The organism is Mesorhizobium sp. 1M-11, from assembly GCF_001303895.1.
Classification (GTDB): Bacteria; Pseudomonadota; Alphaproteobacteria; order Rhizobiales; family Rhizobiaceae; genus Mesorhizobium.
Genome location: NZ_LJSD01000067.1, coordinates 29454 through 50892, shown reverse-complemented (window position 1 = coordinate 50892; position 21439 = coordinate 29454). Strand labels below are relative to the sequence as shown.

General features: G+C 61.3%; 21 protein-coding genes. 9 read left to right on the top strand and 12 right to left on the bottom strand.

Annotation, left to right across the window (positions count from 1 at the left end; all coding sequences use genetic code 11):
• Positions 1–34 precede the first annotated feature (34 nt).
• Together hisI and folE are read right to left on the bottom strand one after the other, a co-directional pair.
• Positions 35–493 carry a phosphoribosyl-AMP cyclohydrolase gene (gene hisI / locus AO692_RS27560; RefSeq protein WP_054313251.1) on the bottom strand — a complete coding sequence of 153 codons (459 nt, stop codon included), beginning with the start codon at positions 491–493 and terminating at the stop codon, positions 35–37.
• 36 nt (positions 494–529) lie between these two features.
• Complete coding sequence (gene folE, locus AO692_RS27555) at positions 530–1168, bottom strand: GTP cyclohydrolase I FolE (RefSeq protein WP_054313264.1); 639 nt, start codon at positions 1166–1168, stop codon at positions 530–532.
• Between the two features lie 241 nt (positions 1169–1409).
• Between folE and AO692_RS27550 the strand changes: the two genes are divergently transcribed.
• Positions 1410–1856 (top strand): iron-sulfur cluster assembly scaffold protein, encoded by a 447-nt coding sequence (locus tag AO692_RS27550; RefSeq protein ID WP_054313250.1) that lies wholly within the window; start codon positions 1410–1412, stop codon positions 1854–1856.
• 10 nt (positions 1857–1866) lie between these two features.
• Here the strand turns inward: AO692_RS27550 and AO692_RS27545 are convergent, their stop codons facing one another.
• Positions 1867–2979: a glycosyltransferase family 4 protein gene (locus AO692_RS27545; RefSeq protein WP_280138683.1), complete on the bottom strand. Its 1113-nt coding sequence runs from the start codon at positions 2977–2979 to the stop codon at positions 1867–1869.
• 28 nt (positions 2980–3007) lie between these two features.
• Positions 3008–3571, bottom strand: a complete 564-nt coding sequence (locus AO692_RS27540) for a polysaccharide biosynthesis/export family protein (protein ID WP_054313248.1) — start codon at positions 3569–3571, stop codon at positions 3008–3010.
• A 276-nt stretch (positions 3572–3847) separates the two neighbouring features.
• On the opposite strand from AO692_RS27540, the gene AO692_RS27535 reads away from it, so the two are divergent.
• A complete protein-coding gene (locus AO692_RS27535) occupies positions 3848–6091 on the top strand; it encodes an exopolysaccharide transport family protein (RefSeq protein WP_054313247.1) in 2244 nt (747 codons plus the stop codon).
• A 39-nt stretch (positions 6092–6130) separates the two neighbouring features.
• Here AO692_RS27535 and AO692_RS27530 read toward each other — a convergent pair whose 3' ends face one another.
• Together AO692_RS27530 and AO692_RS27525 are read right to left on the bottom strand one after the other, a co-directional pair.
• A complete protein-coding gene (locus tag AO692_RS27530) occupies positions 6131–7357 on the bottom strand; it encodes a GNAT family N-acetyltransferase (RefSeq protein ID WP_054313246.1) in 1227 nt (408 codons plus the stop codon).
• A 105-nt stretch (positions 7358–7462) separates the two neighbouring features.
• Positions 7463–7678 (bottom strand): DUF2842 domain-containing protein, encoded by a 216-nt coding sequence (locus tag AO692_RS27525; protein ID WP_054313245.1) that lies wholly within the window; start codon positions 7676–7678, stop codon positions 7463–7465.
• A gap of 152 nt (positions 7679–7830) precedes the next feature.
• On the opposite strand from AO692_RS27525, the gene AO692_RS27520 reads away from it, so the two are divergent.
• Positions 7831–8925, top strand: a complete 1095-nt coding sequence (locus AO692_RS27520; RefSeq protein ID WP_152979991.1) for a COX15/CtaA family protein — start codon at positions 7831–7833, stop codon at positions 8923–8925.
• A gap of 23 nt (positions 8926–8948) precedes the next feature.
• Here the strand turns inward: AO692_RS27520 and AO692_RS27515 are convergent, their stop codons facing one another.
• From AO692_RS27515 to speB, 3 genes are all read right to left on the bottom strand, one after another.
• Positions 8949–9785, bottom strand: a complete 837-nt coding sequence (locus AO692_RS27515; RefSeq protein ID WP_054313244.1) for an aminoglycoside phosphotransferase family protein — start codon at positions 9783–9785, stop codon at positions 8949–8951.
• A gap of 67 nt (positions 9786–9852) precedes the next feature.
• Positions 9853–10785, bottom strand: coding sequence for an N-acetyl-gamma-glutamyl-phosphate reductase (gene argC, locus AO692_RS27510; RefSeq protein ID WP_054313262.1), 933 nt, complete (start codon positions 10783–10785; stop codon positions 9853–9855).
• 34 nt (positions 10786–10819) lie between these two features.
• Complete coding sequence (speB, locus tag AO692_RS27505; protein ID WP_054313243.1) at positions 10820–11809, bottom strand: agmatinase; 990 nt, start codon at positions 11807–11809, stop codon at positions 10820–10822.
• A gap of 344 nt (positions 11810–12153) precedes the next feature.
• Between speB and AO692_RS27500 the strand changes: the two genes are divergently transcribed.
• Positions 12154–12603: a universal stress protein gene (locus tag AO692_RS27500; RefSeq protein ID WP_054313242.1), complete on the top strand. Its 450-nt coding sequence runs from the start codon at positions 12154–12156 to the stop codon at positions 12601–12603.
• 95 nt (positions 12604–12698) lie between these two features.
• On the top strand, positions 12699–12956 hold the full coding sequence (locus tag AO692_RS27495; RefSeq protein WP_054313241.1) for a DUF1344 domain-containing protein: 258 nt from the start codon (positions 12699–12701) through the stop codon (positions 12954–12956).
• 253 nt (positions 12957–13209) lie between these two features.
• Here AO692_RS27495 and AO692_RS27490 read toward each other — a convergent pair whose 3' ends face one another.
• The gene (locus tag AO692_RS27490; protein ID WP_054313240.1) at positions 13210–13695 is read right to left on the bottom strand and encodes a phasin family protein; all 486 of its coding nucleotides are present in this window, start codon (positions 13693–13695) and stop codon (positions 13210–13212) included.
• A 300-nt stretch (positions 13696–13995) separates the two neighbouring features.
• On the opposite strand from AO692_RS27490, the gene AO692_RS27485 reads away from it, so the two are divergent.
• The 4 genes from AO692_RS27485 to AO692_RS27470 all read left to right on the top strand — a co-directional run bounded on the left by AO692_RS27485 (position 13996) and on the right by AO692_RS27470 (position 18904).
• The gene (locus tag AO692_RS27485; RefSeq protein WP_054313239.1) at positions 13996–15294 is read left to right on the top strand and encodes a DUF445 family protein; all 1299 of its coding nucleotides are present in this window, start codon (positions 13996–13998) and stop codon (positions 15292–15294) included.
• A gap of 98 nt (positions 15295–15392) precedes the next feature.
• A complete protein-coding gene (locus tag AO692_RS27480; protein WP_054313238.1) occupies positions 15393–15821 on the top strand; it encodes a phasin family protein in 429 nt (142 codons plus the stop codon).
• A gap of 15 nt (positions 15822–15836) precedes the next feature.
• Positions 15837–17105 carry an alpha-hydroxy-acid oxidizing protein gene (locus AO692_RS27475; protein ID WP_054313237.1) on the top strand — a complete coding sequence of 423 codons (1269 nt, stop codon included), beginning with the start codon at positions 15837–15839 and terminating at the stop codon, positions 17103–17105.
• A 293-nt stretch (positions 17106–17398) separates the two neighbouring features.
• A complete protein-coding gene (locus AO692_RS27470; protein ID WP_054313236.1) occupies positions 17399–18904 on the top strand; it encodes an ATP-binding protein in 1506 nt (501 codons plus the stop codon).
• A gap of 37 nt (positions 18905–18941) precedes the next feature.
• On the opposite strand, the gene AO692_RS27465 is transcribed toward AO692_RS27470, so the two are convergent.
• Positions 18942–19718, bottom strand: coding sequence for an alpha/beta hydrolase (locus AO692_RS27465; RefSeq protein WP_054313235.1), 777 nt, complete (start codon positions 19716–19718; stop codon positions 18942–18944).
• Between the two features lie 99 nt (positions 19719–19817).
• Entirely contained in the window at positions 19818–21260 is a 1443-nt protein-coding gene (locus AO692_RS27460) for a wax ester/triacylglycerol synthase family O-acyltransferase (protein ID WP_054313234.1), read from the bottom strand.
• Positions 21261–21439 lie beyond the last annotated feature (179 nt).

The following is a 21439-nucleotide window of genomic DNA, read 5'->3' as shown; positions in this document are numbered from 1 at the left end:
ATGAATCGGGCAAAGTTGGGTCCCGGCGGGATAATCAACGAGGCGTCCGATAGGTTTCCTGCGCATCGAACAGTGGCTCGGAGCCATCTCCGGCGAGCGTCCCCTTGCCGTCGACAAGCACCACTGTCCGATAAAAACAAGAACGCCGACCGGTGTGACAGGTTGCATCGTGTCCTGTAACTTTTACGCGAAGCCAGACCGCGTCCTGGTCGCAATCCGTCCTGATCTCAACGACATGCTGGAAGTTTCCCGACGTCTCGCCCTTCTTCCACAGCGCGTTGCGCGAGCGCGACCAGTAGTGAGCGATGCCGGTCTCGAGCGTAAGGGCGAGCGCTTGCGCGTTCATATGCGCGACCATCAGGAGCATGCCGTCATCCACGTCGGTGACGACGGCCGTGACAAGGCCGCCGGCGTCGAAGCGTGGGGTAAAATCTCCACCTTCCTCCAGCCGGCGCTTGTCGCTGGATGGTTCGGAAAATTGCAAAGTCGTCATCGCCGGATCCTGGAAATCTGGAGCCGGAGAAGCGGATCAGGCTCCGCTGCCGGCGCGCACCATGGTAACGAACCGGATCTGTTCTTCGGGATTGTCCCGGAAGCTGCCGGTGAAGGTGGAGGTGAGGGTCGTCGACCCCTGCTTGCGGATGCCGCGCATGGCCATGCACATATGCTCGGCCTCGACCATCACCGCAACGCCGCGCGGATTTAGCACATCCTGAATGACACCGGCAATCTGCGCGGTCATCGCTTCCTGCGTCTGCAGGCGGTGCGCGAAGATGTCGACGACACGGGCGATCTTCGAAAGCCCGACGACCTTGCCGTCCGGCAGATAGCCGACATGCGCCTTGCCGATGATCGGCACCATGTGGTGCTCGCAATGTGAATGGAACTTGATGTCGCGCACGATGACGAGGTCGTCATAGCCGGCGACTTCCTCGAAGGTCCGGCCGAGTTCTTCGGCCGGGCACATATCGTAGCCGCCGAACATCTCGCGAAAAGCCTTGGCAACGCGTTTCGGCGTGTCGACCAACCCTTCGCGGTCCGGATTGTCTCCGGTCCAACGCAAAAGCGTGCGAACTGCCGCCTCGACTTCCTCCTGGCTCGGCCGGTCGGTAACCGGCTTCTCCATATAGGCCGACTGCGGCATCATCTTCTTGATGGCGGCATCCATGAAAGGCATCTCCCGTAGTTCCCTTCATAGAGGGAACGAGTTGAACGGACCACTGCCTTTTACGGTAGCGGGAATCCCACCCGGATTCCCGCCCGGAGGCGGCGTGAAAAAGGCCGGCTGACGCGACTGCCCGTCGCCTTGTCGATACCGGACCCGAAGCATTATATATGGTCGTGCCGAGCGAATGAAAGATACGCCAGCAGCATTCGATGATCGTGCCAGCATGGCAGGCTGAAACATTATGATCGACGACGTCTACAACACGAAAATTCTTGGCTTCGCGGGAAATATCGGCCGCATCGGTCGGCTGGAGAATCCTGACGCGACAGCCAAGGCCCATTCCAAGCTGTGCGGTTCGACCGTGGTGGTCGATCTCGCCATGCAGGATGGTATCGTCACCGATTTCGCACACGACGTGAAAGCTTGTGCGCTCGGCCAGGCTTCATCTTCCATCATGGCCGCCAATGTCGTCGGCGCCACCGCGGAAGAGTTGCGCGCCGTACGCGAGGTCATGTGGAAGATGTTGAAGGAGAATGGCGCGCCGCCAGAAGGGCGTTTCGCCGATTTGAAGTATCTGGAGCCAGTTCGTGACTACAGGGCGCGTCACGCCTCCACGATGCTGACCTTCGACGCGGTCATCGACGCGATTGACCAGATTGAACAAAAACGCGCCGAAGCCGCGGCCTGAAGTCAGAACCCTAACCAGCCAGAGCCGCGAAATAAGCCTTCTCGATCTCCGCCGCCATGACGTTCGCGCCGAAACGCGACTTGAGTTCACTCGTTTCCGGCATTGCCTGTCGATAGGCATCCAGATTGGTAAGCGCCTCGTCCATCTTCTCGCTGATTTCGCCGGCATCCGGCTGCACGAGAGCGGGTGAGCCAGCACCGAAGATTTCCGGTATGCCGCCAACCGCGCTGGCGATCATCGGCTTTCCTGCCGCCAGGGTTTCGAGCACGATGTAGGGCATGGCCTCGGCGCGCGACGGCACGACCACAACATGCGCCAGCGCGAAAGCCGCGCGCGCCGGCATAGGCGGGAAAAAGCGGATACGTCCGTCGAGGCCAAGCCGCTTCACCTGCGCGTGATAGCGGGGCAAGTCATCGCCATCGCCGACCATGACCGCGCTGATGGTGCGGTCGGAGCGAATCTCGGCCTGGGCAAGGGCGTCGATGAAAATGTCCGGACCCTTCAGGTCGCGCATCATGCCGATATAGAGAAGGTCGGCGGCGTTCGTGTCCGCGGCAACCGGCTCGAATTCGATATCGCGCAGACCGTTATACACCAGCACGTTCGGAATACGCGGTTCGCCGACCTTGCGACGATAGGCCTGTCTTTCATAGTCGGAAACGAACAAAAGATAGTCGGTGAAGAGCGCCATCGTTCGCTCGAGCGCGAAGAACAGCTTTCCGGTTGCCGTGCGCTCGTCATAGTGCAGGCTGCCGCCATGCGGCGAATAGAGGCGGGCCACGCGAGACCTTGAAACCCGCAACAGTGAGCCGAACAGACGCGCATAGGCGCCGCCCTTGGCACCATGGCCATGGAGCACATCCGGCTGCAATTCCTTGATAATCTTGAAGGTTCGCCAGGCCGAGGCGGCGTCTCCAGGCCCGATATGCCGTTGCATGGGTGTGCGATGCACGCCAAGCGCCAGCGTTTCCTTCATGTCCTCGAACAGAGCTTCCTCGAACGCACCGCCCGTCGTCGAATCGCAGACGATTCCGACGTGATGACCGGCTGCCGCCTGTGCATCCGCGAGGTCGCGCACATGGCGGAAAATCCCGCCTACGGGTGAGCGGAAGCAGTGAACGATGCGGAGTGAGGAAGGAGATACCACGTGCTCAGAACAGGCGTTCGCGAACGTAGATTGTGTCACCTGGCAGCAGAGGGTCGGATGTCACGACCCGGCCAGTCATCACTTCTCCGTTGATGTCGCGCGTAACGTCGACTTCTGACTGATTGGCACGCGCCGAAAAGCCGCCGGCAATGGCGATGGCTTTCTGTACGGTCAAGCCCGGCACATAGGAATATTGGCCGGCCGCACCGACTTCGCCCATGACGAAGATCGGCCGGTAGCGGTCGATCTCGACTGAAACGTCGGGATCGCGCAGGTAACCCTGGCGCAGCTTTACAGCAAGGGCCTTTTCAAGCTGCTGGGCCGTGCTGCCTCGCGCAGGCACCGTGCCGACGAGCGGAAAGGATATGAAGCCGGACTGGTCCACACTGTAGGTGTTGGTCAAGCCATCCTGTTCGAAGACGGTTACCCGCACGCGATCGCCGGCACCAAGCCGGTAAGGCTGTGTAAGCGCGTCGTGGAAAGCCGGTGGTGTCGGTCGATAACTGGTGCAACCCGCCAGCAGCGACACTGCAAGCAACGCACCAAGGAGCGGGGCAGGGCTTCTCATCACCAGATATATGCCTTCGGCTGGTCGCCGGGTGGCCGGCTGACGTTCAGGATCGAGTCTTGTTATCGGTCTGTTAGGGTTAATGGCCGGTAAAATTCAATGGCGCCGAATATGCGTAAGTGCTGATTTTATAGTCGAAGCGCTTCGTGTCGGCTGGGCCTGAATGAATCTGGGCGCAGGGGAAACCACCGCCGGCTTATTGAGGTGCGGCTTTTTTAACGGCTGAGTTACCATGGTTGTTTACCATGCCTGCAACCCAAAGCGGGAGCGGGATGCATGTCGAGCGTACAATCTAGCGCGGCAGATGTTGATGTTGATCTGAGGCAGCTCTTCGCGAGTCTTGCGCGAAACTGGCTATGGATTCTCTTGGGCGCGCTGGTGGTGGCTGGCTTGGCCCTGGTTCTCACATGGCTCGCGACACCGCTTTATAAGTCCGAAACCCGGTTGTTGATTGAAGCGCGTGAGTCGATCTTCACGCGGCCCAATACGGGCAACGAGGCTGACCGTCCGAATCTGGATGAAGAGACGGTGGCCAGCCAGGTCGAATTGATTTCCTCGACGAACATCCTGAAGCAGGTGGCCCAGCAGCTCAATCTCGCGAAGCTGGCGGAGTTCGATGAGACGGTGAACATGTCGCCGATCAGTCGATTGCTGATCCTGGCAGGATTGAAAAGCGACCCCAACGAGATCCCTCCGGAAGAGCGCGTCCTGAAGAAGATGCGCGAGAAGCTCAACGTCTATCGTGTTGAAAGATCTCGCGTTATCGGTATCGAATTCTCGTCGCGCGATGCGAAGCTCGCTGCCGATGTGCCGAATGCCATCGCCGACGCCTACATCTCCATGCAGCGGAGCGCCAAGCAGGAATCGAACTCGGAAGCCACCGATTGGCTGGCGCCGGAAATCGCCGATCTTTCCAAAGGCGTGAAAGACGCCGAGGCGAAGGTCGCTGAGTTCCGCGCGCAGTCCGATCTTCTGATCGGTCAGAACAACGCTGTTCTGGCCACCCAGCAACTTTCCGAAATGTCGAGCGAACTGTCGCGCGTGCGCGCCAACCGGGCTTCCGCCGAGGCGACTTCGCAAGGCGTACGCAAGGCCCTGCAGAATGGCGGGTCCCTGGATTCCTTCCCGGAGGTGCAGGCTTCGCCAGCAATCCAGCGCCTGCGCGATCGGGAAGGCCAGATCAAGAGTGACATCGCCGATCTCTCGACGACCCTGCTCGAGAATCACCCGCGCATTCGCTCGCTTCGGTCCCAGCTTACCGATATCGATCGGCAGATTCGCGCGGAAGCACAGAATGTGCTGTCGAGTCTCGTTACTCAGGCACAAACCGCGCAGGAGCGCGAGAATCAGCTCGTCACGGACCTTAACCGCCTCAAGGCCGAATCGGCGCGTGCCGGCGAAGAGCAAGTCGAGCTGAATGCGCTGGAGCGGGATGCCGCCGCCAAGCGCCAGCAGCTCGAAGACTATCTCGCCCGATATCGGGAAGCCGCCTCGCGTCAGGGCCGCAACTACCTGCCGGTGGACGCGCGCATCTTCTCGCGCGCCGACGTGCCCATCGAACCCTATTTCCCGAAGATCGTTCCGATCGTCAGTGCCGCTTTCGTCGCCTCGCTGCTGATCATGTCGATCTTCGCCCTGCTGCGTGAGCTGTTCTCCGGTCGCGCCATGCGTCCGGCGCGTGGGCCGCAGCCTGAACCGGTCAGGCAGGTGCCGATGCCTGCCGCACAGGTTGGTGTGGAGCCTGAAGCCGAGGAGATGCGTCAGTCCATCGTGGAAACCCCGGCGCCGGTGAAGCAGCCATCCGGCGACGAACGTGCAGCCTCTGTGCGCAAGGCTGCGGCGCTGATTGAGAACGCTTCGGCAGGACGCTCGCCTGTCGATGAGCCCGAGGCGGAGATATCGAAGCCGGAAGTGCCGAGCCTGGGGCTCGGCGAAATCAATGTCGAAAAAGCTGCCGACAGGCTGATCACCAGCGGCGCTGCGCGCGCGATCTTCATCTCGCCTGAAGGTGATGAAGCCGCCGCCAGCTCCATCCTGGTGGCCCGCGAGGTCGCGGATGCGGGCCTGCGTGTGCTTCTGCTCGACCTTACCGCCTCCGGGGCCGCTTCACGCCCGATGCTGGACGGCAGCAGTCAGGCTGGCGTCACCAATCTGCTGGCTTCGGAAGCTCAGTTCAGCGATGTCATCCATGCCGACCACTATTCGGATTGCCATGTGATTCCGGCTGGTACTGCTGATCCGGTGCGCGCCATGCGGGCGGCTGATCGGTTGCCCATCATCATGCAGTCGCTGACCACGGCCTACGATATCGTGGTGGTGGAATGTGGGCCTGCCGATGCCGATGGTATCCGCCGCCTCGTTGGTGAGGCGACGGAAGTCTTCGTCAGCGTGTTGGAACCAAGCGATGCCGTCACCGATGCCGCTGTTAAGCTGATCGAGAGCGGCTATCCGGATCTGGTTCTGGTGACGCCCGCGGGCTACGGCAGGCCAGGTGCGCCGCTTGGGCGATCTGCTGCCTAGAGGGCAGCAGATCAATTCCAGCAAAAGTGCGGAGACGCTCTAGTTTTCGTCGACTCCCGGTGTCGGCTCCTGGCCTTGCGCTCTGCGGCGCAGGGCCTTTGTGACCTTCCAGATCATCGGATTGTTCTTGATGAAGGCCTTGGCCCTTGCGCCTTGATGCAGGATGCCTGCCAGCGTACGGCCTTTAGTCGTGAGTGGCACCAGCGCATCGCACTGCCTGATCTCGACGTCGCACCATTGTCGTTTGTACGGCTCGTCCCCGACCGAGAAGTCGTAGAGAACATTGCCATGCCGGCAGGCTTCCTGGATGTTGTCGAAGAACAGGAAATCGCCGGGACTGGCAAAGGAAAGCTCGTCTTCGAGGATTGCGCCGAACTCGCAGACGAGCCGCTTTGGCGAACGGCTGGAGCCGGTCACGGCACGCAGCTTGCCGGCGACTTCGAGCCCATGAAGGATGAAGGCGGGGTTATCGTCGTCGAGGGCGCTTGCAAACAGCGTCTGGAAGAAGCTGCGTACGCGTTCGTCACCAAAGACGTTGCTGATGCCCATCTTGCGGAAACGCTGTTCTTTCATGGCAAAGAAGGCGTCGAGCAGACGGCGTGCGTCCGCCGTGGTCCTGGCTTCGATCCTGGCGAAACCGCCCGCAGCCTCGAATTTGCGCGCCTGCGAGCGATGTTTCTTGCGTTTGCGTTTGCCGCTGGCGCGTTCCAGCACACTGTCGAAGCCGCCGTCCAGATCGACGGCAAGAGCCAGGTTGGGGCTGGGAAACGAAGGAAGTGCCGCCAGCGGATTGCTGATGCCATCGAGGTCGGGCTGCAGACGCTGCAGGGCGATGAGATCGATGTCGGGACGGGTCGACTTGATCGCCTCAAACAGGATCGGCAGCCACGAGGGCGCGAGGTTTTGCCCAAAAGCCGCTGAGGTTGCTGGGAAATTACCGTTGGCGTGGCGTCCGCCAAGAAAACGGGCGACACGGAACGGACCGCTGCGTTCGATTTCCAAGGCCAAGGCAAACGTGGTTTGACCGTTGGCCATCAGTGACGCGATGATCGCATCCGGGCGCAGATGTTCGACCCAATGACGCACCCAGAGCGGATCCTGCGGTGGTGCGTGAAGAGCAGTCTGACTGAATTCCGCATAGGAAGAGATCGCGTCTTCAGTCGCGGCTTGTACGGAAGCCGTGATCGCCGCCGCAGCCGGAGCCAGGTGAGGCGCCGTACGTGACGCGAAAGCCTTGTTTTCCTCCGACGCCGTCGCGTCCGCCATGCCTGCATCGTCCCGTTGGCGCCGTGCAGTGAGCCTGCATCAGACGGACGCATAGTGATGCAGGCATATTAGACTAAAAAGATAAATGAATCTTGGTCTTGCTTGCTAGTTCTTCGGGCGCGGCTCGAGGATAAGCCACTTGATGATGCCCATGGCAGGAAGGATCCAGAGCAGGCCGCTGAGAGCGAAGAAGGCGAGATGAGCCAGCGGGCCGGACTGCGACAGCTGAGCGACGGCAACAATGGTCGCGACAATGGCGTAGACGACGACGAGCGCCACCAGGAGCACGGCTCCGATCAGCTTCTTCAGACGCATGGGCATGGCGACAATCCTTTGTGATCTTCGGATTATGCCGAATGGCGGTGACGCGCAACCGGCCAGCGCCGGCGCGACGGCGTGCCGCGCCGCGCTGGCTTGCCAGTTTTGGTGCTATGGTTCACTTGAGACCGCAAAATCAGATGCCCGGACCAGCCATGGCAGCCACAACCGAAATCGCCGCTCCCGTTGCCGAACAGAACCGCGAGCTGCGCAACCGCGCGCTGGTGCGCGGCTGGCTTTATGTCGTGCTTCTGGTGCTTTTTGCGCTCGTCATGGTGGGCGGAGCCACTCGCATGACCGGTTCCGGTCTTTCGATCACCGAGTGGAAGCCTATCCACGGTGTCATCCCACCGCTCAACCAGGCCGAATGGCAGGAAGAGTTCGAGAAATACCAGCAGATCCCACAATACCAGCAGATCAACAAGGATATGACCTTGAACGAATTCAAGGGCATCTTCTGGTGGGAATGGGCGCATCGGCTGCTGGCGCGCGGCGTCGGCTTTCTCGTTGCCGTTCCGCTCGTCTTCTTCTGGGTGACGCGCCGGCTGGAAAGCCGCCTGAAACCGCGGCTGATCGGCCTTCTGGCGCTTGGCGGACTGCAGGGTGCGATCGGCTGGTGGATGGTTGCCTCCGGCCTCAGCGAGCGCGTTTCAGTCAGCCAGTACCGGCTGGCAACGCATCTGACATTCGCCTGCATCATCATCACGGCGGTCGTTTACATCGCACGGGGCCTTGCGCCGTATAGCGAGCCGCCGGCCCGGCGCGGCACGCAGCGGTTCGCTGGCATCATGGTGCTGCTGGTCCTTATCCAGATCTATCTCGGCGCGCTGGTCGCCGGCCTGCATGCCGGCCTCACCTACAACACATGGCCGCTGATGGACGGCGCCATCATCCCTGGCGACCTGTTCATCCTCGACCCGGCCTGGCTCAACCTGTTCGAAAACCCAAAGGCGGTGCAGTTCGTACACCGCATGTTCGCCTACTTTGTCCTGGTCGTCGCATTGTGGCACGCGCTCTCGACGGCGCGCTCCGCGCCCGGCAGCACGCACGCGCGCCGCGCGTGGGTTCTCTTCGGGCTCATTGTCGGCCAGGCCGCCATCGGCGTTGCCACGCTGCTGCTGCAAGCGCCGATCGATGTGGCACTGACCCATCAGGCCTTCGCGATGGTCGTGCTGATCTTCGCGACCGCGCATTGGCGCGGCACCAAGGGCGCTTATCCGCTCGAGACAGAAGTGATCGTCAGTAGTTGACGGCGGCGGCGCTTGGCCGACTTTCAGAAAGCGCTGTCGCGCACCGAGCGTACAGCCTCGACGATCGATAATTCCCGCGCTTCCTCGACGTCGTTCTTGTCCTGATTGTGCCAGGATGACGACAGGCAGCCATATGCAATGGCATGGTTGAGCAAGCGGCGAGGGTCCTGGCCCATCGACCGCGAGAAGATCGTTGCCATCGTTGCGATACGCTCGGGTTCGGTGCAAAGCCGATCCAGCGGATTGAAGAACATGTTGGCCGCGTCGAAGCCCGGGTCGCCCAATATGCCCTTGGGATCGATCGCCAACCAGCCGCGCGGTGACTGGATGATGTTGTCGTGATGGATGTCGCCGTGCAACGGGCGCACGTCCAACGGATCGGAGAGCAGGCGCTCGGCGATTTCGGCAGCCTCGACATAAGGGCTTTCAAGGCCGCCGTGCTTGTCCGCGGTGGCCTTGTCGAAGAGGCTGATGAAGCGTTCGCGCAACGGCTGCAGGTCGCCCGGCGCCGGGTGCCGCGACGGCGAATGCAGCCGTGCCATCACTTCAGCCGAAATTTCGGTTGCGGCGGTATCGCTCGCGTCGTCCAGAACAGCGCGCAAGTGACGTTCTCCGGCATATTCGATCAGCATCATCTTGTTTTCGCTGTCGAGCAGGCGCACGAGGCCTTCGCCGCGTCGCCAGGATAGCAGGTGAACGCCGCGCAGTTCGTCTTCGACGTCGTCGAAGTCTTTCAGCGCCTTGACGATGGCAGGCGTGCCGTCGGCCTGGCGTACCTTCCAGATGCGGCTGGAGAAGGTTTCGGTGACAAGAAAAGGCTCGCTGACGTTCCAGCGCGCCGGCAGGGCAGGCGGGTGCATGGCTTCTTTCCAGGTGTTGAAAGCAAGGCCGCGCCATGGCGCGGCCCGGTTCTGATATCAGGTAAGATCAGCCGTGGAGGCCGAGCATCAGGTCCAGGTTCTGCACGGCTGCTCCCGATGCTCCCTTGCCGAGGTTGTCATAGACGGCCACCAGCAGCGCTTGCGCGCGGGCATCGTTGGCGAAAACGTAGACCTTCATACGGTTGGTGTCGTTGTACTGCTCCGGATTGAGTTCCGGCACGCGGTCGACAGCTTCGTAAGGCGCCACTTCCACCACACCGCCCTCGATGCCGGCGAAATGGTCGGCGATCGCCGCATGCAGCTCGGCACCCGTCGGAATGTGGTCGAGCTGGGCCAGTTGCAGCGGCACGACGGTGATCATGCCCTGCGCGAAGTTACCAACTGCCGGCTGCATCAGCGCGTCATGCTTCAGCTTCGCATAGGCTTTCAGCTCCGGAAGGTGCTTGTGCTTCAAAGAAAGCGCATAGGGCGTGAATTCCGACGCGCTCTCGCCTTTGGCCTCATAGTCCTCGATCATCGTGCGGCCACCGCCCGAATAGCCGGAGATGCCGTTGAACGTGACCGGATAGTCGGCCGGCAGCAGGCCGCCTTCGACCAGCGGCCGCAGTGTCGCGATTGGCCCCTGCGGCCAGCAGCCGGGATTGGCGACGCGCTTCGCAACCGCAATGCGCTTCATCTGCTCCTTGTCCATTTCCGGGAAACCGTATTCCCAGCCGGCAGCGACACGATACGCGGTGGAAGCATCGATGACGCGGGTCGTGTCGTTCTTGATCAGCGACACGCTTTCCCTTGCTGCATCGTCCGGCAGGCACAGAATGGCGACATCGGCGGCATTGAGGAACTCGGCACGGGCTGCGGCCTCCTTGCGGCGCTCGGCCGGTACGGAGATGATCTCGAGATCGCCGCGGTCCGCCAGCCTGGCCCTGATCTGCAGGCCGGTGGTGCCGTGTTCGCCGTCGATGAAGATTTTCGGTTTCATTGCCTTGTCTGATCCGATCTTTCTGGCCTGGACGTCAGATGTCCTGACCGGCATGGGTCTGGTTGGTGTTTTCTTCGGCTCTCGCCTTTCGTTCGGCCAGCAAGCCGAGATAGTGCATGGCGATGGTCGAACCGGCGATGGCCGTTATATCGGCATGATCATAGGCCGGCGCAACCTCCACGACATCCGCTCCGACCATATCGATCTGGCTGAGCAGCCGCAGCGTGGACAGGATCTTGGACGAGCTCGGGCCGCCCGATACCGGGGTGCCTGTGCCCGGTGCGAAGGCTGGGTCGAGGCAGTCGATGTCGAAGGTGAGGTAGGTCTTGCGGCCACCGGTGCGTTCGACAATGGCGTAGGCGATATCGGCTGCGCGCATCTCCTCGATTTCGTAGCCGTGCAGGATCTTGATGCCGAAAGTGTCCGGTGCGTGCGTTCGGATGCCGACCTGGATCGAGCGGTCGGGATCGATCAGGCCTTCCTTGACGGCGCGGCCGACGAAGGAACCGTGGTCGATGCGCTTGCCGTCGTCCGGCCAGGTGTCCTGATGCGCGTCGAACTGCACGAACGCCAGCGGACCGTGCACGGCGGCATGGGCCCTGAGCAGCGGGTAGGTGACGAAATGGTCGCCGCCGAGCGAAAGCAGGAACGCGCCGCTCTTCAGGATCTTGGCGGCCTCGCGTTCGATGATGCCAGGTGTCTTCTGGTGGTTACCGGTGTCCAGCAGGCAATCGCCATAGTCGATCACAGCGAGATGGTCGAACAACTCGCGGGAGAACGGATATTGCGGATCGTTATCGAAGATGGCGGAGGCGCGACGTATCGCCTGCGGGCCAAAGCGCGCGCCGGGACGGTTTGTGACCGCTGCGTCGAACGGAATGCCCCACACGACGGCATCTGCACCCTTCACGTCCTTGGTGTATTTGCGGCGCATGAACGATAGGGCGCCGGCATAGGTCGGCTCGTAAGAGTGGCCGGTCTTACCGCGGGCGGTAAAAGCGTGATCGATGTTCTTGTTCGCCATCACGTGTTCCTACGGTTATTCGGGCAGCGACACATAACGGACCGCTAAGAAACTTGCCAGTCACGAGACAGGAACGCTTGTGGCCCCAGCCGTGCCGGCGCGCCAGGATGCCGATCGAGGCCCGTGCAAGTCCCGTGTCTCGATTCGGCCTGGAAGCTTGCAAGCCTGCCGGACGCTTCGATCACGGTTTCATTGCACGAAGACGACAGGTCGTAACTACGCCCAAAGGGTTGGGTCTGCTCTCGTCACCTGGCCTTATCCTCGCGTGTCGCCTGTCCGGTTGATCTCGGTCAACACATGCCCACCTTCTCTATGGGAGATTTAACTGACCAATGGAGATTGCGATGTACAAACATATTCTCGTTCCGACCGACGGTTCCGACCTTGCCGGCAAGGGTGTCAAGCAGGGTTTGGCGCTTGCCAAGGCACTGGGCGCCAAGGTGACGGTGGTCACCGCTACCGAGCCGTTCCCGGTGTCAGGCTTTGCACTCGGCGCCGGCTGGGTTCCATCCGGTGCCGACATGCAGGAATTCAGCGCTGCGCAGAAAGAGGATGCCGAGAAAATCCTGGCTGCCGTCAAGGCGGAGGCAACCAAGGCCGGCGTCGATGCCGACCTCGTCCATGTGCCTGATCAGCGCGCTGCCGATGCGATTTTGGAGGCCGCCAAGGCGCATAAGGCCGATCTTATCGTGATTGCGTCGCACGGCCGGCGCGGCGTCGAGCGTGTGCTGCTTGGCAGCCAAACCTCGGAAGTGCTGGCGCACTCGTCCATTCCGGTCCTGGTGGTAAAGTAGGTTTTCGCCACCTTACCAATCCGTATGGTGGCGGCAATGCGCCCGTGAGATCGGGCCTTCAATGTGGTGGTGCCTCAACAAAAGGAGTTGCCCCCATGAGGAAGTACATTGCCGCTACCGCTATCGTGCTCGCACTTGCCGGCGTCAACGGCGCCATCGCCAAGGACCTCAAGGCCACTGTCAAGAAGGTCGATGCGCTGACCAGCTCGGTGACGCTCGACAACGGCCAGACGGTCAAGCTGCCGGCGGGCGTCAAGGCTGCCAGCCTGAAGGCCGGCGACAAGGTGCTGGTCAGCTATTCGACGGACGCCGCAGGCAAGACCACAGTACAGAGCATCAAGCCGTCGAAATAAGCAGCAGAGGCGCCCATTTCCGGCGCCTCGGACTGAAATTGTCATGGTAATTGACGCGAACTGGCCGGGTCGTCGACCCGGCCTTTTTGCTGGCCCATAAGGTGTGCGGCAGAAACAGAAAGGCCCGCCGGAAAGCGGGCCTTTGTTACGCGAACTCTTACGCGACTTGCACTCGTACAGAAAATCAGAACCGGTTATGCGGAATTTTCCGCGCGGATGGTTTTCAGTGCAGGCCGGGTTTGTCCGGCCTGGTTTAGGCGGCCTTTTTGTCGAAGGTGTAGAGCTTGCCGATTTCAGCCTGAATGGTCTTGGCGCCTTCGACAACGGTGGTCTTGGCGGTCTCGGCTGCGCCACGGACGCGCTCGATGTTGGCCGAGGCATTTTCGCGCACGAAATCGGCCTGGATCTGAACGGCTTCGTTGAAGGACTGCGCACCGGCGATCTTCTCAACCGTGGTCAGCGTGTGCTGGACATTGGCCAGCGTCGCATCGAGCAGGCCGCGGGAGAAGTTGGCATAGCCGGCAACGAAGGAGGCGGCGAACTTCTCGACACCGTCGGTCAGCTTGGCAGCGCCACCATGCGCGGTCTCGGCGCGCTCCTTGGCGGTCGACGCGCCGCGCTTCACGAAATCGCGGGCAGCAGCAGGAACTTCAAGCTTCGACTGAACGCCATCGAAAGCGTTCTTGATCGAGGAAAAATAGTTGGAAGCAGGCGCGGTGGTCTTGGCGGTCTTGGTCATGGCGATTCTCCATCCTCATAAAGGAGCTATGGGTTGCGCTCCGTTCATGATCGACCCGGAGCATGGCGAGCATATAGAGACGATTTTTGTGCAATGCAACATGGATTTTTGTTGCATTGCAATATTGCAGCTAACCTATTGTCAGAAAAACATTTAAATTATTGCTGGCTAAGCGATATGAGGCTGGGAGTGCCGTAATATGGCTCGGCTTGTGGCCGATGTCGCATAGCAATCGGCATGCGCAATCCCATTTTCCGATGCTAAGCTTTGTTTCAAGCAACAGGCAGGAGCGGACCGTCGATGTCGCAGCAGGATGCTACCGCCACGGGATTTCTGAGCACCGACAAGGATGCCGAAGTGAAACTCGCCGCGCTACGGCGCACGAAGTTCGTGGCGGCCGCAGCGCTTGCGCTTTGTGTGGTGGTTTTCGCCATCTCGAAGTCGCTGGAGGGGAGCTATCCTTGGCTCGCTTTCATTGCTGCTTTCGCCGAAGCTGCCACCATTGGCGGCCTGGCTGACTGGTATGCCGTGGTGGCGCTGTTCAAGCGACCGCTCGGATTGCCGATCCCGCATACGGCGATCATCCCGGAGAACCAGACCCGCATCGCCGACAATCTCGGCCGTTTCATCGAGGTCAATTTCCTCGCGCCCGATCCGGTCCGGGAAAAGCTGAACGAAGTCGACTTTGCTTCCCTGGTCGCCGACTGGCTGGCCGACGAAGAGCGGGCGGCGGGTCTTTCGCGCTTCGTCGTGCGGCTGGTGCCCCAGACACTTGGGGCCATCGAGCAATCTGGCCTGCGCGGTTTCGTCACCCAGCGCATGCTGGAACAGATGGAAAAGGTCCAGGTGGCCCCGCTGGCTGCGGAATTGCTCGAGGCTTTCACAGAGGATCGCCGCCACCAGAAGCTGTTCGACGAATTCACCCGGGTCATCGGTCGCTTCCTCAATGACGAGCAGGCGCTGGCAGCCATGCGTGAGAAGATCCGCGAGGAGTTGCCTTCACTGTTCAACCTGTTCCGCGCCGACGCCTATCTCCTGAAGAAGATCGTTGCATCCGCTGGCTCGTTGCTGGAGGAGGTGAGGGCCGATCCCGATCATCCCATGCGCGAGGAGTTCGACCGTTTCGTCGCGAAGTTCATCGAGCGGCTGCGCCAATCGAAAGAATATGCCCGTCGCGCCGAGCGGCTGAAACGCGGTTTCCTTGCGCGGCCGGAAATCCGTGACCTGGCGCATGACATGTGGGACAGCCTGCGTCGCTTCATCGAGCAGGACGCGGTCGCCGAGAATTCGATGATCCGGCAACATCTGACCGGCATGTTCATCGAAGTCGGGCGGCACCTGGCCGGTGATCCGCAGATCAGGGCCGACATGAACCAGGGATTTGTCGTTGCTCTTGCCTCCTTCGTGGAAAGCCAGAAGAGCGGGGTCTCGAAATTCATCGCCGATCAGGTCAAGCGCTGGGATCTCGCGCAACTGACCCGGTTGATCGAAATGAACATCGGTCGCGACCTGCAATACATCCGGTTCAACGGCATGATCATTGGCGGTCTGGCCGGCTTGGCGCTCTACATGATGGAACGGCTGTTTCTCGTCAATTGACGGTTGTATTCCCTGGTCTATTCTGACCTTTGCGGCAATCGTGCCAGCGACAAGCGCATGACCCCGAAGATCGAAATCTAGAGGAGGAGAAGACGACCATGGCCAAACAGCCCGAACCCGAATCCTTCATGGACATGTTCAGCAAGCTCGGCCGCGATCTGAGAATGCCGCAGGTGGATATCGACGCCATCCTCAGCCACCACCGCAAGAACCTCGAGGCGCTGGAGAAATCGGCTAGAGCCACAGCAACAGGCGCTTCGTCAGTCATGACCAAGCAACGTGAGGTACTGCAGGATTCATTGCGTGAGATCACGGAGCTCGTCCAAAACTACCGCGCTCCCGGCAATCCGCAGGAATTGGTGGCCAAACAGGCGGATTTTACCCGCAAATCCTTCGAAGCGGCAGTAAAGAACGCCGGCGAGGTGGCCGATATCGTCAAGAAATCGGGCACGGAATCGGTCGATATCCTGCGGGCTCGTATCAAGGATGCAATGGACGAGATCCGGCAGAGTTACGAGAAGAAATAATCTCCTCAGCATTCCATGAGCACCGAGCAGAAAAAGCCGGACGTCAGCCCAGGCCGTCTGCGCCAGATGCAGATCTATGTAACCGGCGCCGGCGGCAAACGTCCGACCGTGCCGGTCGCTCCGGACCTTCTGGAGCAGGCGGCGATCCGCAAGATGACGCCGGAAGCGGCTGCCTACATTGTCGGAGGGGCCGGCGGTGAAGTCACGATGCGGGCCAATCGAGCCGCATTCGATCGTCATCAGATCGTTCCGCGCGTGTTGCGTGATGTTTCCCGCCGCGACCTTTCAGTTACGCTCTTTGGTCGCCGTCACGCCGTTCCTGTCCTGCTCGACCCGATCGGCGTGCTGGAGATGGTGCATCCGGAGGCGGACCTTGCCGTTGCTCGCGCCGCAGCTGCGGAAAATATTGCCTATGTCTTTTCCAACCAGGCATCCGTGCCGATGGAGCAATGCGCTGCCGCCATGGGCGATGCGCCGCGCTGGTTTCAGCTCTATTGGTCGAGTGACGATGATTTTGTCCGTTCGGTGGTCGCGCGGGCCGAGAAATGCGGCTGCGAGGCGATCGCCGTCACGCTTGACACGACGCTGCTCGGCTGGCGCCCGCGCGATCTCGACGCTGCCTACCTGCCGTTTCTGCGCGGTCTGGGGCTCGGCCAGTATCTCAGCGATCCCGTCTTCAAGAGCAAGATTCCGCCCGGTCCTCCGGAAACCGGAATCAGGCCGCGCGGGTTCGATCTGATTTCGACTGCGCTCAGCTTGCGCCGCAAGGGCAAGGAGTTCGGCCTGTCGATGCAGCAGATGCGGGCTGCCGTTGCCCATTTCACCGCGACCTATTCGCGACCGGACTTGAACTGGGTTGATATCAAACGGCTGCGCGACATGACGAAGCTACCGATCCTGCTGAAGGGCATCCGCCATGCCGACGATGCACGGCTGGCGCAGGAGCAGGGCGTCGACGGCATCATTGTTTCCAATCATGGCGGTCGCCAGGTCGACGGCGAGATCGCCACACTGGACGCCTTGCCGAGTATCGTTTCCAAAGCCAATGGCTTGCCGGTCCTGCTCGATTCCGGTGTCCGCTCGGGCAGCGACGTCGCCAAGGCACTGGCACTCGGCGCGACCGCCGTGCTGATCGGCCGGCCCTATGTCTACGGATTGGCGCTCGCAGGTGAGAACGGCGTGCGCGAGGTGATCCGCAACATCGTCGCTGAATTCGACCTGACGCTGGCGTTGGCCGGACTGACCAAGGCGAGTGACCTCGACACTTCGATCCTGGCGGGGTAGGGCAGCTCTTCTGTGGGTTTCGACATTCGTCCCCTGCATCGCAAGCCGGCGGGATGTTAGACGTCGCCTCCAAATGTCTGGAGCATGGTTCCGAAAAGTTGCAGACTTTTCGGGAAAGAATCATGCGCAAAACAAAATATGGAGCGGAGTGCCGATTCACGGTGATCGTGCTCCACTTTAGAGCAATTCCAGCAAAAGTGCGCAGCGGTTTTGCGTCCGGAATTGCGTAAAAACAAAGAGTTAGAGCGTTTCCGACAATGCGGAAACGCTCTAGAATTGGGCCGGGGTTTTGAATGAAGGTAGCCATCGAGATGGGGACGGCGTCGGGCGCGGCCGCCACGCTCGATCTTGAAGAATTGCTGGCGACGCGCCTGCTGGTGCAAGGCAATTCCGGCTCTGGTAAATCGCATCTCCTGCGCCGTCTGCTCGAACAGAGCGCGCCCTGGGTTCAGCAGGTGGTGATCGATCCGGAAGGCGATTTCGTTACGCTCGCCGACCGTTTTGGCCATGTCGTGGTCGACGCGCAGCGCACGGAAGCTGAACTCACGGGCATTGCCGGCCGCATTCGCCAGCATCGCGCTTCGGTCGTGCTCAATCTGGAAGGTCTCGACGTCGAACAGCAGATGCGTGGCGCCGCCGCCTTTCTCAACGGCATGTTCGATGCCGAGCGTGACTACTGGTACCCCGTGCTGGTGGTGGTGGACGAGGCTCAGCTGTTTGCGCCGGCGGTGGCCGGTGAGGTTTCCGACGAAGCACGCAAGGTCTCGCTCGGCGCCATGACCAACCTGATGTGTCGCGGCCGCAAGCGCGGCCTTGCCGGCGTCATCGCCACGCAGCGCCTAGCCAAGCTGGCCAAGAACGTGGCGGCGGAAGCTTCCAACTTCCTGATGGGGCGCACCTTCCTCGACATCGACATGGCACGCGCTGCCGATCTGCTCGGCATGGAACGGCGCCAGGCGGAGATGTTTCGTGATCTGGCGCGTGGCAATTTCGTGGCGCTGGGGCCAGCCATGTCGCGGCGGCCACTGCCGGTCGCCATCGGCACGGTCGAGACTTCGGCGCGCTCGGTCAGCCCCAAGCTGACTCCGCTGCCGGAGGCGATCGAGGATGTCGAGAGCCTGATCCTGACGCCGAGCCCGGAGGAGTTGCGCCAGCCGGTGGTGCGTCGTCCACGCCCGCCCGCGCCGACACCCACCGCTGACATCCTGGAGCAGCTGTCGCGTGCATTGCCTGAGCAGGCTGCGACTTCGGAGCCGGCGCCGACCCTGTTCGACGAGGTCGAGCGCGAGGCGCTGATCAAGGCGGTTCTGGCGGAGATCGTTGAAGATCCGGATACTGCTTTCAGAGCGGATTCATTGCTTTACCAGGATTTCCTGGTGCGTTGCCGTATTCGCCGCGTACCAGGTGAACCCCTTGGGCTTTCGGTCTTCCGGCGGCGGCTGGCCATCGCCAAGACCGGTATCGACGAGACAACGGCAGCAAGCGATGTCTGGCAGCAGGCGCTGGGGCTTTCCGCCGACGTTCCCGAGGATCTGCAGGCGGTGTTCCTGATCGTCGCGCAGGCGGCGGTGACGGGCTCGCCCTGTCCCTCCGATGCCGCGCTGGCGCGAGCCTACGGCACGCAGTCGGCACGCCGCGCACGCCGGCTCCTGTCTTTCTTCGAAGAGCGCGGCCTGGCTGTATTGCGCACCGATTTCCACGGACGGCGCGTCGTTGCGTTTCCCGATCTCGGTTGCGAGACTGCGCCGGGGGACCCCAACCGGCTGGACGACGTGCCGGAACAGCAGGCGGCCGAGTAGCAGAGGCCTGCGCCTTGGGCCACAATAGCGGCCGGTCTCAGTTCCGTTTCGGGTCGGGAAAGAACAGGCTCTTGAAGCCGCTGCGGTCAAAAGGTCTCCATTCGCCCTCGATCTGCGCCAGGCGGTCGGCAATGGCATAGACCGCTGCAGGGTGATGGCCGAGGCCGCAATGGCTCGCTTCAACCTCGATGCTCTCGGTGTGCGGCAGTTCGTTTTCCATGCAGGCCTGCCAGGCACAGATGCCGTCAGTACGGCTATAGATTGCCGTCGTCGGCACCTCGGGTGATTCCGAGATCGCGCCGCCCATATGGCCTTCGCGGTCATCAACCTTGTGGCCAGAGGTAAACTCGTAGAGTTTCCAGGCGTTGGTTGCGCGCGGATCGCCGTTGAACGGACTGCCCAAGGTGATTACCAGGCGGACTTCGTCGGGCAGCATCTTGGCGAGTTGCCGCGCATAGATGCCGCCAAGGCTCCAGCCGACGAGGCTCACCTTGCGGCCATGCTTGTCGGCCAGCGCCTTGAGGCGGTCAACCATCTTGCGCTCGACCCCAGGCAAGGGGCCGTAGTTCCGGCCGAGATCCCAGCCATAGGTGGCGTAACCCTTGGATTTCAGGAAACCGCGCAGCGCCACCGTCGAGCGATCGCTGGTGACGAGGCCCGGTAACACCAGCACGGGATGTCCGTCGCCGCGTGGCGCCAGCGCCGTCAGAAGTGGCAGTGAGGCGACGAAACCGCCAAGTTCGGGCAATGCCCTGAGTTCAAGCGCGAACAGCAGTCGCGAAGGCGGTTTCAGCGTATCAGCGTGGGCCATCACGGCTCCCGTCGGTTGATTCCAGCTGCACTCAACGCAGACTATGCCGCTTTTGTTCACAAAACTGCAATATTGCGCACGGTTTCCGCAGCGGCAGCGGGTTCACCGTTTTGCATCTTTCGGCGAAGGCGGCTGCAGCTTTTCGGCTGCCGCCTTGAGCTCCGCCATCGCCGTGATCAACAGGTCGCCGAGGTGATCGATGTCGGGTACGGCGCGACGGTCGGCGGTGATGCCGAAATCGAGCCGGTCCTGATAGCTCTGCACGGTGATGTTGAGTGCGATGCCGTGGATGGGGATCGAAACGGGGAACATCGCGAGCACCTTGGCCCCGGCACAGAAAACCGGGATTGGAGGGCCAGGAACATTGGAGATGGTCAGGTTTGTGGTCGACGGCATCACGTCGGCGAGGCCGGTACGGCCATAGAGCTGGGCGAGGCCGGGGAACAGGATCGGCGCACCCAGCAGCGTATAGTCCTTCGGTGAAACGTCTTTCACAGTTCCAGCCAAGCTCTTGGAATCACCACTGTCTTTGCGGATCTTCATCAGTCGTTCCAGCGGATTGGCAAGTTCCGTGGCAATCGGGCAGAACATGCCGAAAACCTGGTTGGAAGCGTCCATGTCGCCCGGCTGGCGCAGCGAAATTGGCACGAAAGCCACCAGCGGTTTCTTCGGTAGCGCTTCGTGATCCTCCAGATAGGCGCGCAACGCTCCAGCGCTCACAGCCATCACCACGTCGTTGATCTTGGTGCCCGTCGCCTTGGCGATTGTCTTGGCATCGCTCAGCGACAAGGCGCGGGCTGCAAAAGATCGCTGCGCGGTAATGGTGACATTGAACGGCGTCTTTGGTGCCAACAGGTCGGGAATGCCAGGCAGGCCTTCTCCGCTGCCGCTTTTGGCGATGAGAAGGTCCGTCAGCGTTCCGAGGACCTGCGGCATGGCTTCCAGCGCTTTGATCTGCTGGCGCATAACATTCTGCACCACATCATTGATGCCGAGGATGGCACGTTCCTCGATCGTCGGCTTGCGGACGGCTGGTTTTGGTTCTGGCGGCTTCACCTTTCGCGGCTGGGGCGACATGTCATAGAGGGCTGCCGCGATCGCCATGCCGGCACCGCCATCGATGGCGGCATGATGCACCTTGGAGTAGATGGCGACATTGCCGTCCTCGAGACCATCGATCACCGTGAACTGCCAAAGCGGCCGCGAGCGGTCGAGCAGGGTTGAATGCAGTTCGCCAACCAGGTCCTCGAGCTGCTTCCAATTGCCCGGCGAGCCCAAGGTCGCGCGGCGCAAATGATACGAAACGTCGATCTCGCCGGCGTCGACCCAGGCCGGGTGGTCGAGTTCCAGCACCGTGCGGGCGAGCTTCTTTTCGAAGATGGGCGCCAGATGCATACGGGTGAGGAAGAATTCCTTGAAGTGGTCGTAGAACGAGCCTGAAAGGTCGGCGGGCGGCTCATAGAGCGTCAGCCCGGCGACATGCATCGGCGTTTCCGGCGTCTCCATGTAGAGAAAGGTGGCATCGATGCCGCCGAGCTGCTTCATGCGTTCCTCCCGGCCACCGTAGCGCTCAATAGCCGCTCCGGCCCTCCTTTTCGGATCATTTGCCGGATCGTGGGCAAAGGCAAGCTGCCGCACGGTGAGGTCGGGTCTTGCATGCCGCAACACGTTTCCGCTGGGTAATCACTGTGAGCCGCCTAAGACACTATGTGCCGCTTCCCAAG

What these genes read in the sequence shown, in the direction of transcription:
- AO692_RS27540 (WP_054313248.1), bottom strand. Translation starts at nt 3,571, where the DNA reads ATGAGAAGCCCTGCCCCGCTCCTTGGTGCGTTGCTTGCAGTGTCGCTG.
- AO692_RS27550 (WP_054313250.1), top strand. Translation starts at nt 1,410, where the DNA reads ATGATCGACGACGTCTACAACACGAAAATTCTTGGCTTCGCGGGAAAT.
- AO692_RS27460 (WP_054313234.1), bottom strand. Translation starts at nt 21,260, where the DNA reads ATGAAGCAGCTCGGCGGCATCGATGCCACCTTTCTCTACATGGAGACG.
- folE (WP_054313264.1), bottom strand. Translation starts at nt 1,168, where the DNA reads ATGGATGCCGCCATCAAGAAGATGATGCCGCAGTCGGCCTATATGGAG.
- speB (WP_054313243.1), bottom strand. Translation starts at nt 11,809, where the DNA reads ATGGCGAACAAGAACATCGATCACGCTTTTACCGCCCGCGGTAAGACC.
- AO692_RS27475 (WP_054313237.1), top strand. Translation starts at nt 15,837, where the DNA reads ATGAGCACCGAGCAGAAAAAGCCGGACGTCAGCCCAGGCCGTCTGCGC.
- AO692_RS27535 (WP_054313247.1), top strand. Translation starts at nt 3,848, where the DNA reads ATGTCGAGCGTACAATCTAGCGCGGCAGATGTTGATGTTGATCTGAGG.
- AO692_RS27495 (WP_054313241.1), top strand. Translation starts at nt 12,699, where the DNA reads ATGAGGAAGTACATTGCCGCTACCGCTATCGTGCTCGCACTTGCCGGC.
- AO692_RS27520 (WP_152979991.1), top strand. Translation starts at nt 7,831, where the DNA reads ATGGCAGCCACAACCGAAATCGCCGCTCCCGTTGCCGAACAGAACCGC.
- AO692_RS27515 (WP_054313244.1), bottom strand. Translation starts at nt 9,785, where the DNA reads ATGCACCCGCCTGCCCTGCCGGCGCGCTGGAACGTCAGCGAGCCTTTT.
- AO692_RS27490 (WP_054313240.1), bottom strand. Translation starts at nt 13,695, where the DNA reads ATGACCAAGACCGCCAAGACCACCGCGCCTGCTTCCAACTATTTTTCC.
- AO692_RS27485 (WP_054313239.1), top strand. Translation starts at nt 13,996, where the DNA reads ATGTCGCAGCAGGATGCTACCGCCACGGGATTTCTGAGCACCGACAAG.
- AO692_RS27500 (WP_054313242.1), top strand. Translation starts at nt 12,154, where the DNA reads ATGTACAAACATATTCTCGTTCCGACCGACGGTTCCGACCTTGCCGGC.
- AO692_RS27530 (WP_054313246.1), bottom strand. Translation starts at nt 7,357, where the DNA reads ATGGCGGACGCGACGGCGTCGGAGGAAAACAAGGCTTTCGCGTCACGT.
- argC (WP_054313262.1), bottom strand. Translation starts at nt 10,785, where the DNA reads ATGAAACCGAAAATCTTCATCGACGGCGAACACGGCACCACCGGCCTG.
- AO692_RS27480 (WP_054313238.1), top strand. Translation starts at nt 15,393, where the DNA reads ATGGCCAAACAGCCCGAACCCGAATCCTTCATGGACATGTTCAGCAAG.
- AO692_RS27525 (WP_054313245.1), bottom strand. Translation starts at nt 7,678, where the DNA reads ATGCCCATGCGTCTGAAGAAGCTGATCGGAGCCGTGCTCCTGGTGGCG.
- AO692_RS27470 (WP_054313236.1), top strand. Translation starts at nt 17,399, where the DNA reads ATGAAGGTAGCCATCGAGATGGGGACGGCGTCGGGCGCGGCCGCCACG.
- hisI (WP_054313251.1), bottom strand. Translation starts at nt 493, where the DNA reads ATGACGACTTTGCAATTTTCCGAACCATCCAGCGACAAGCGCCGGCTG.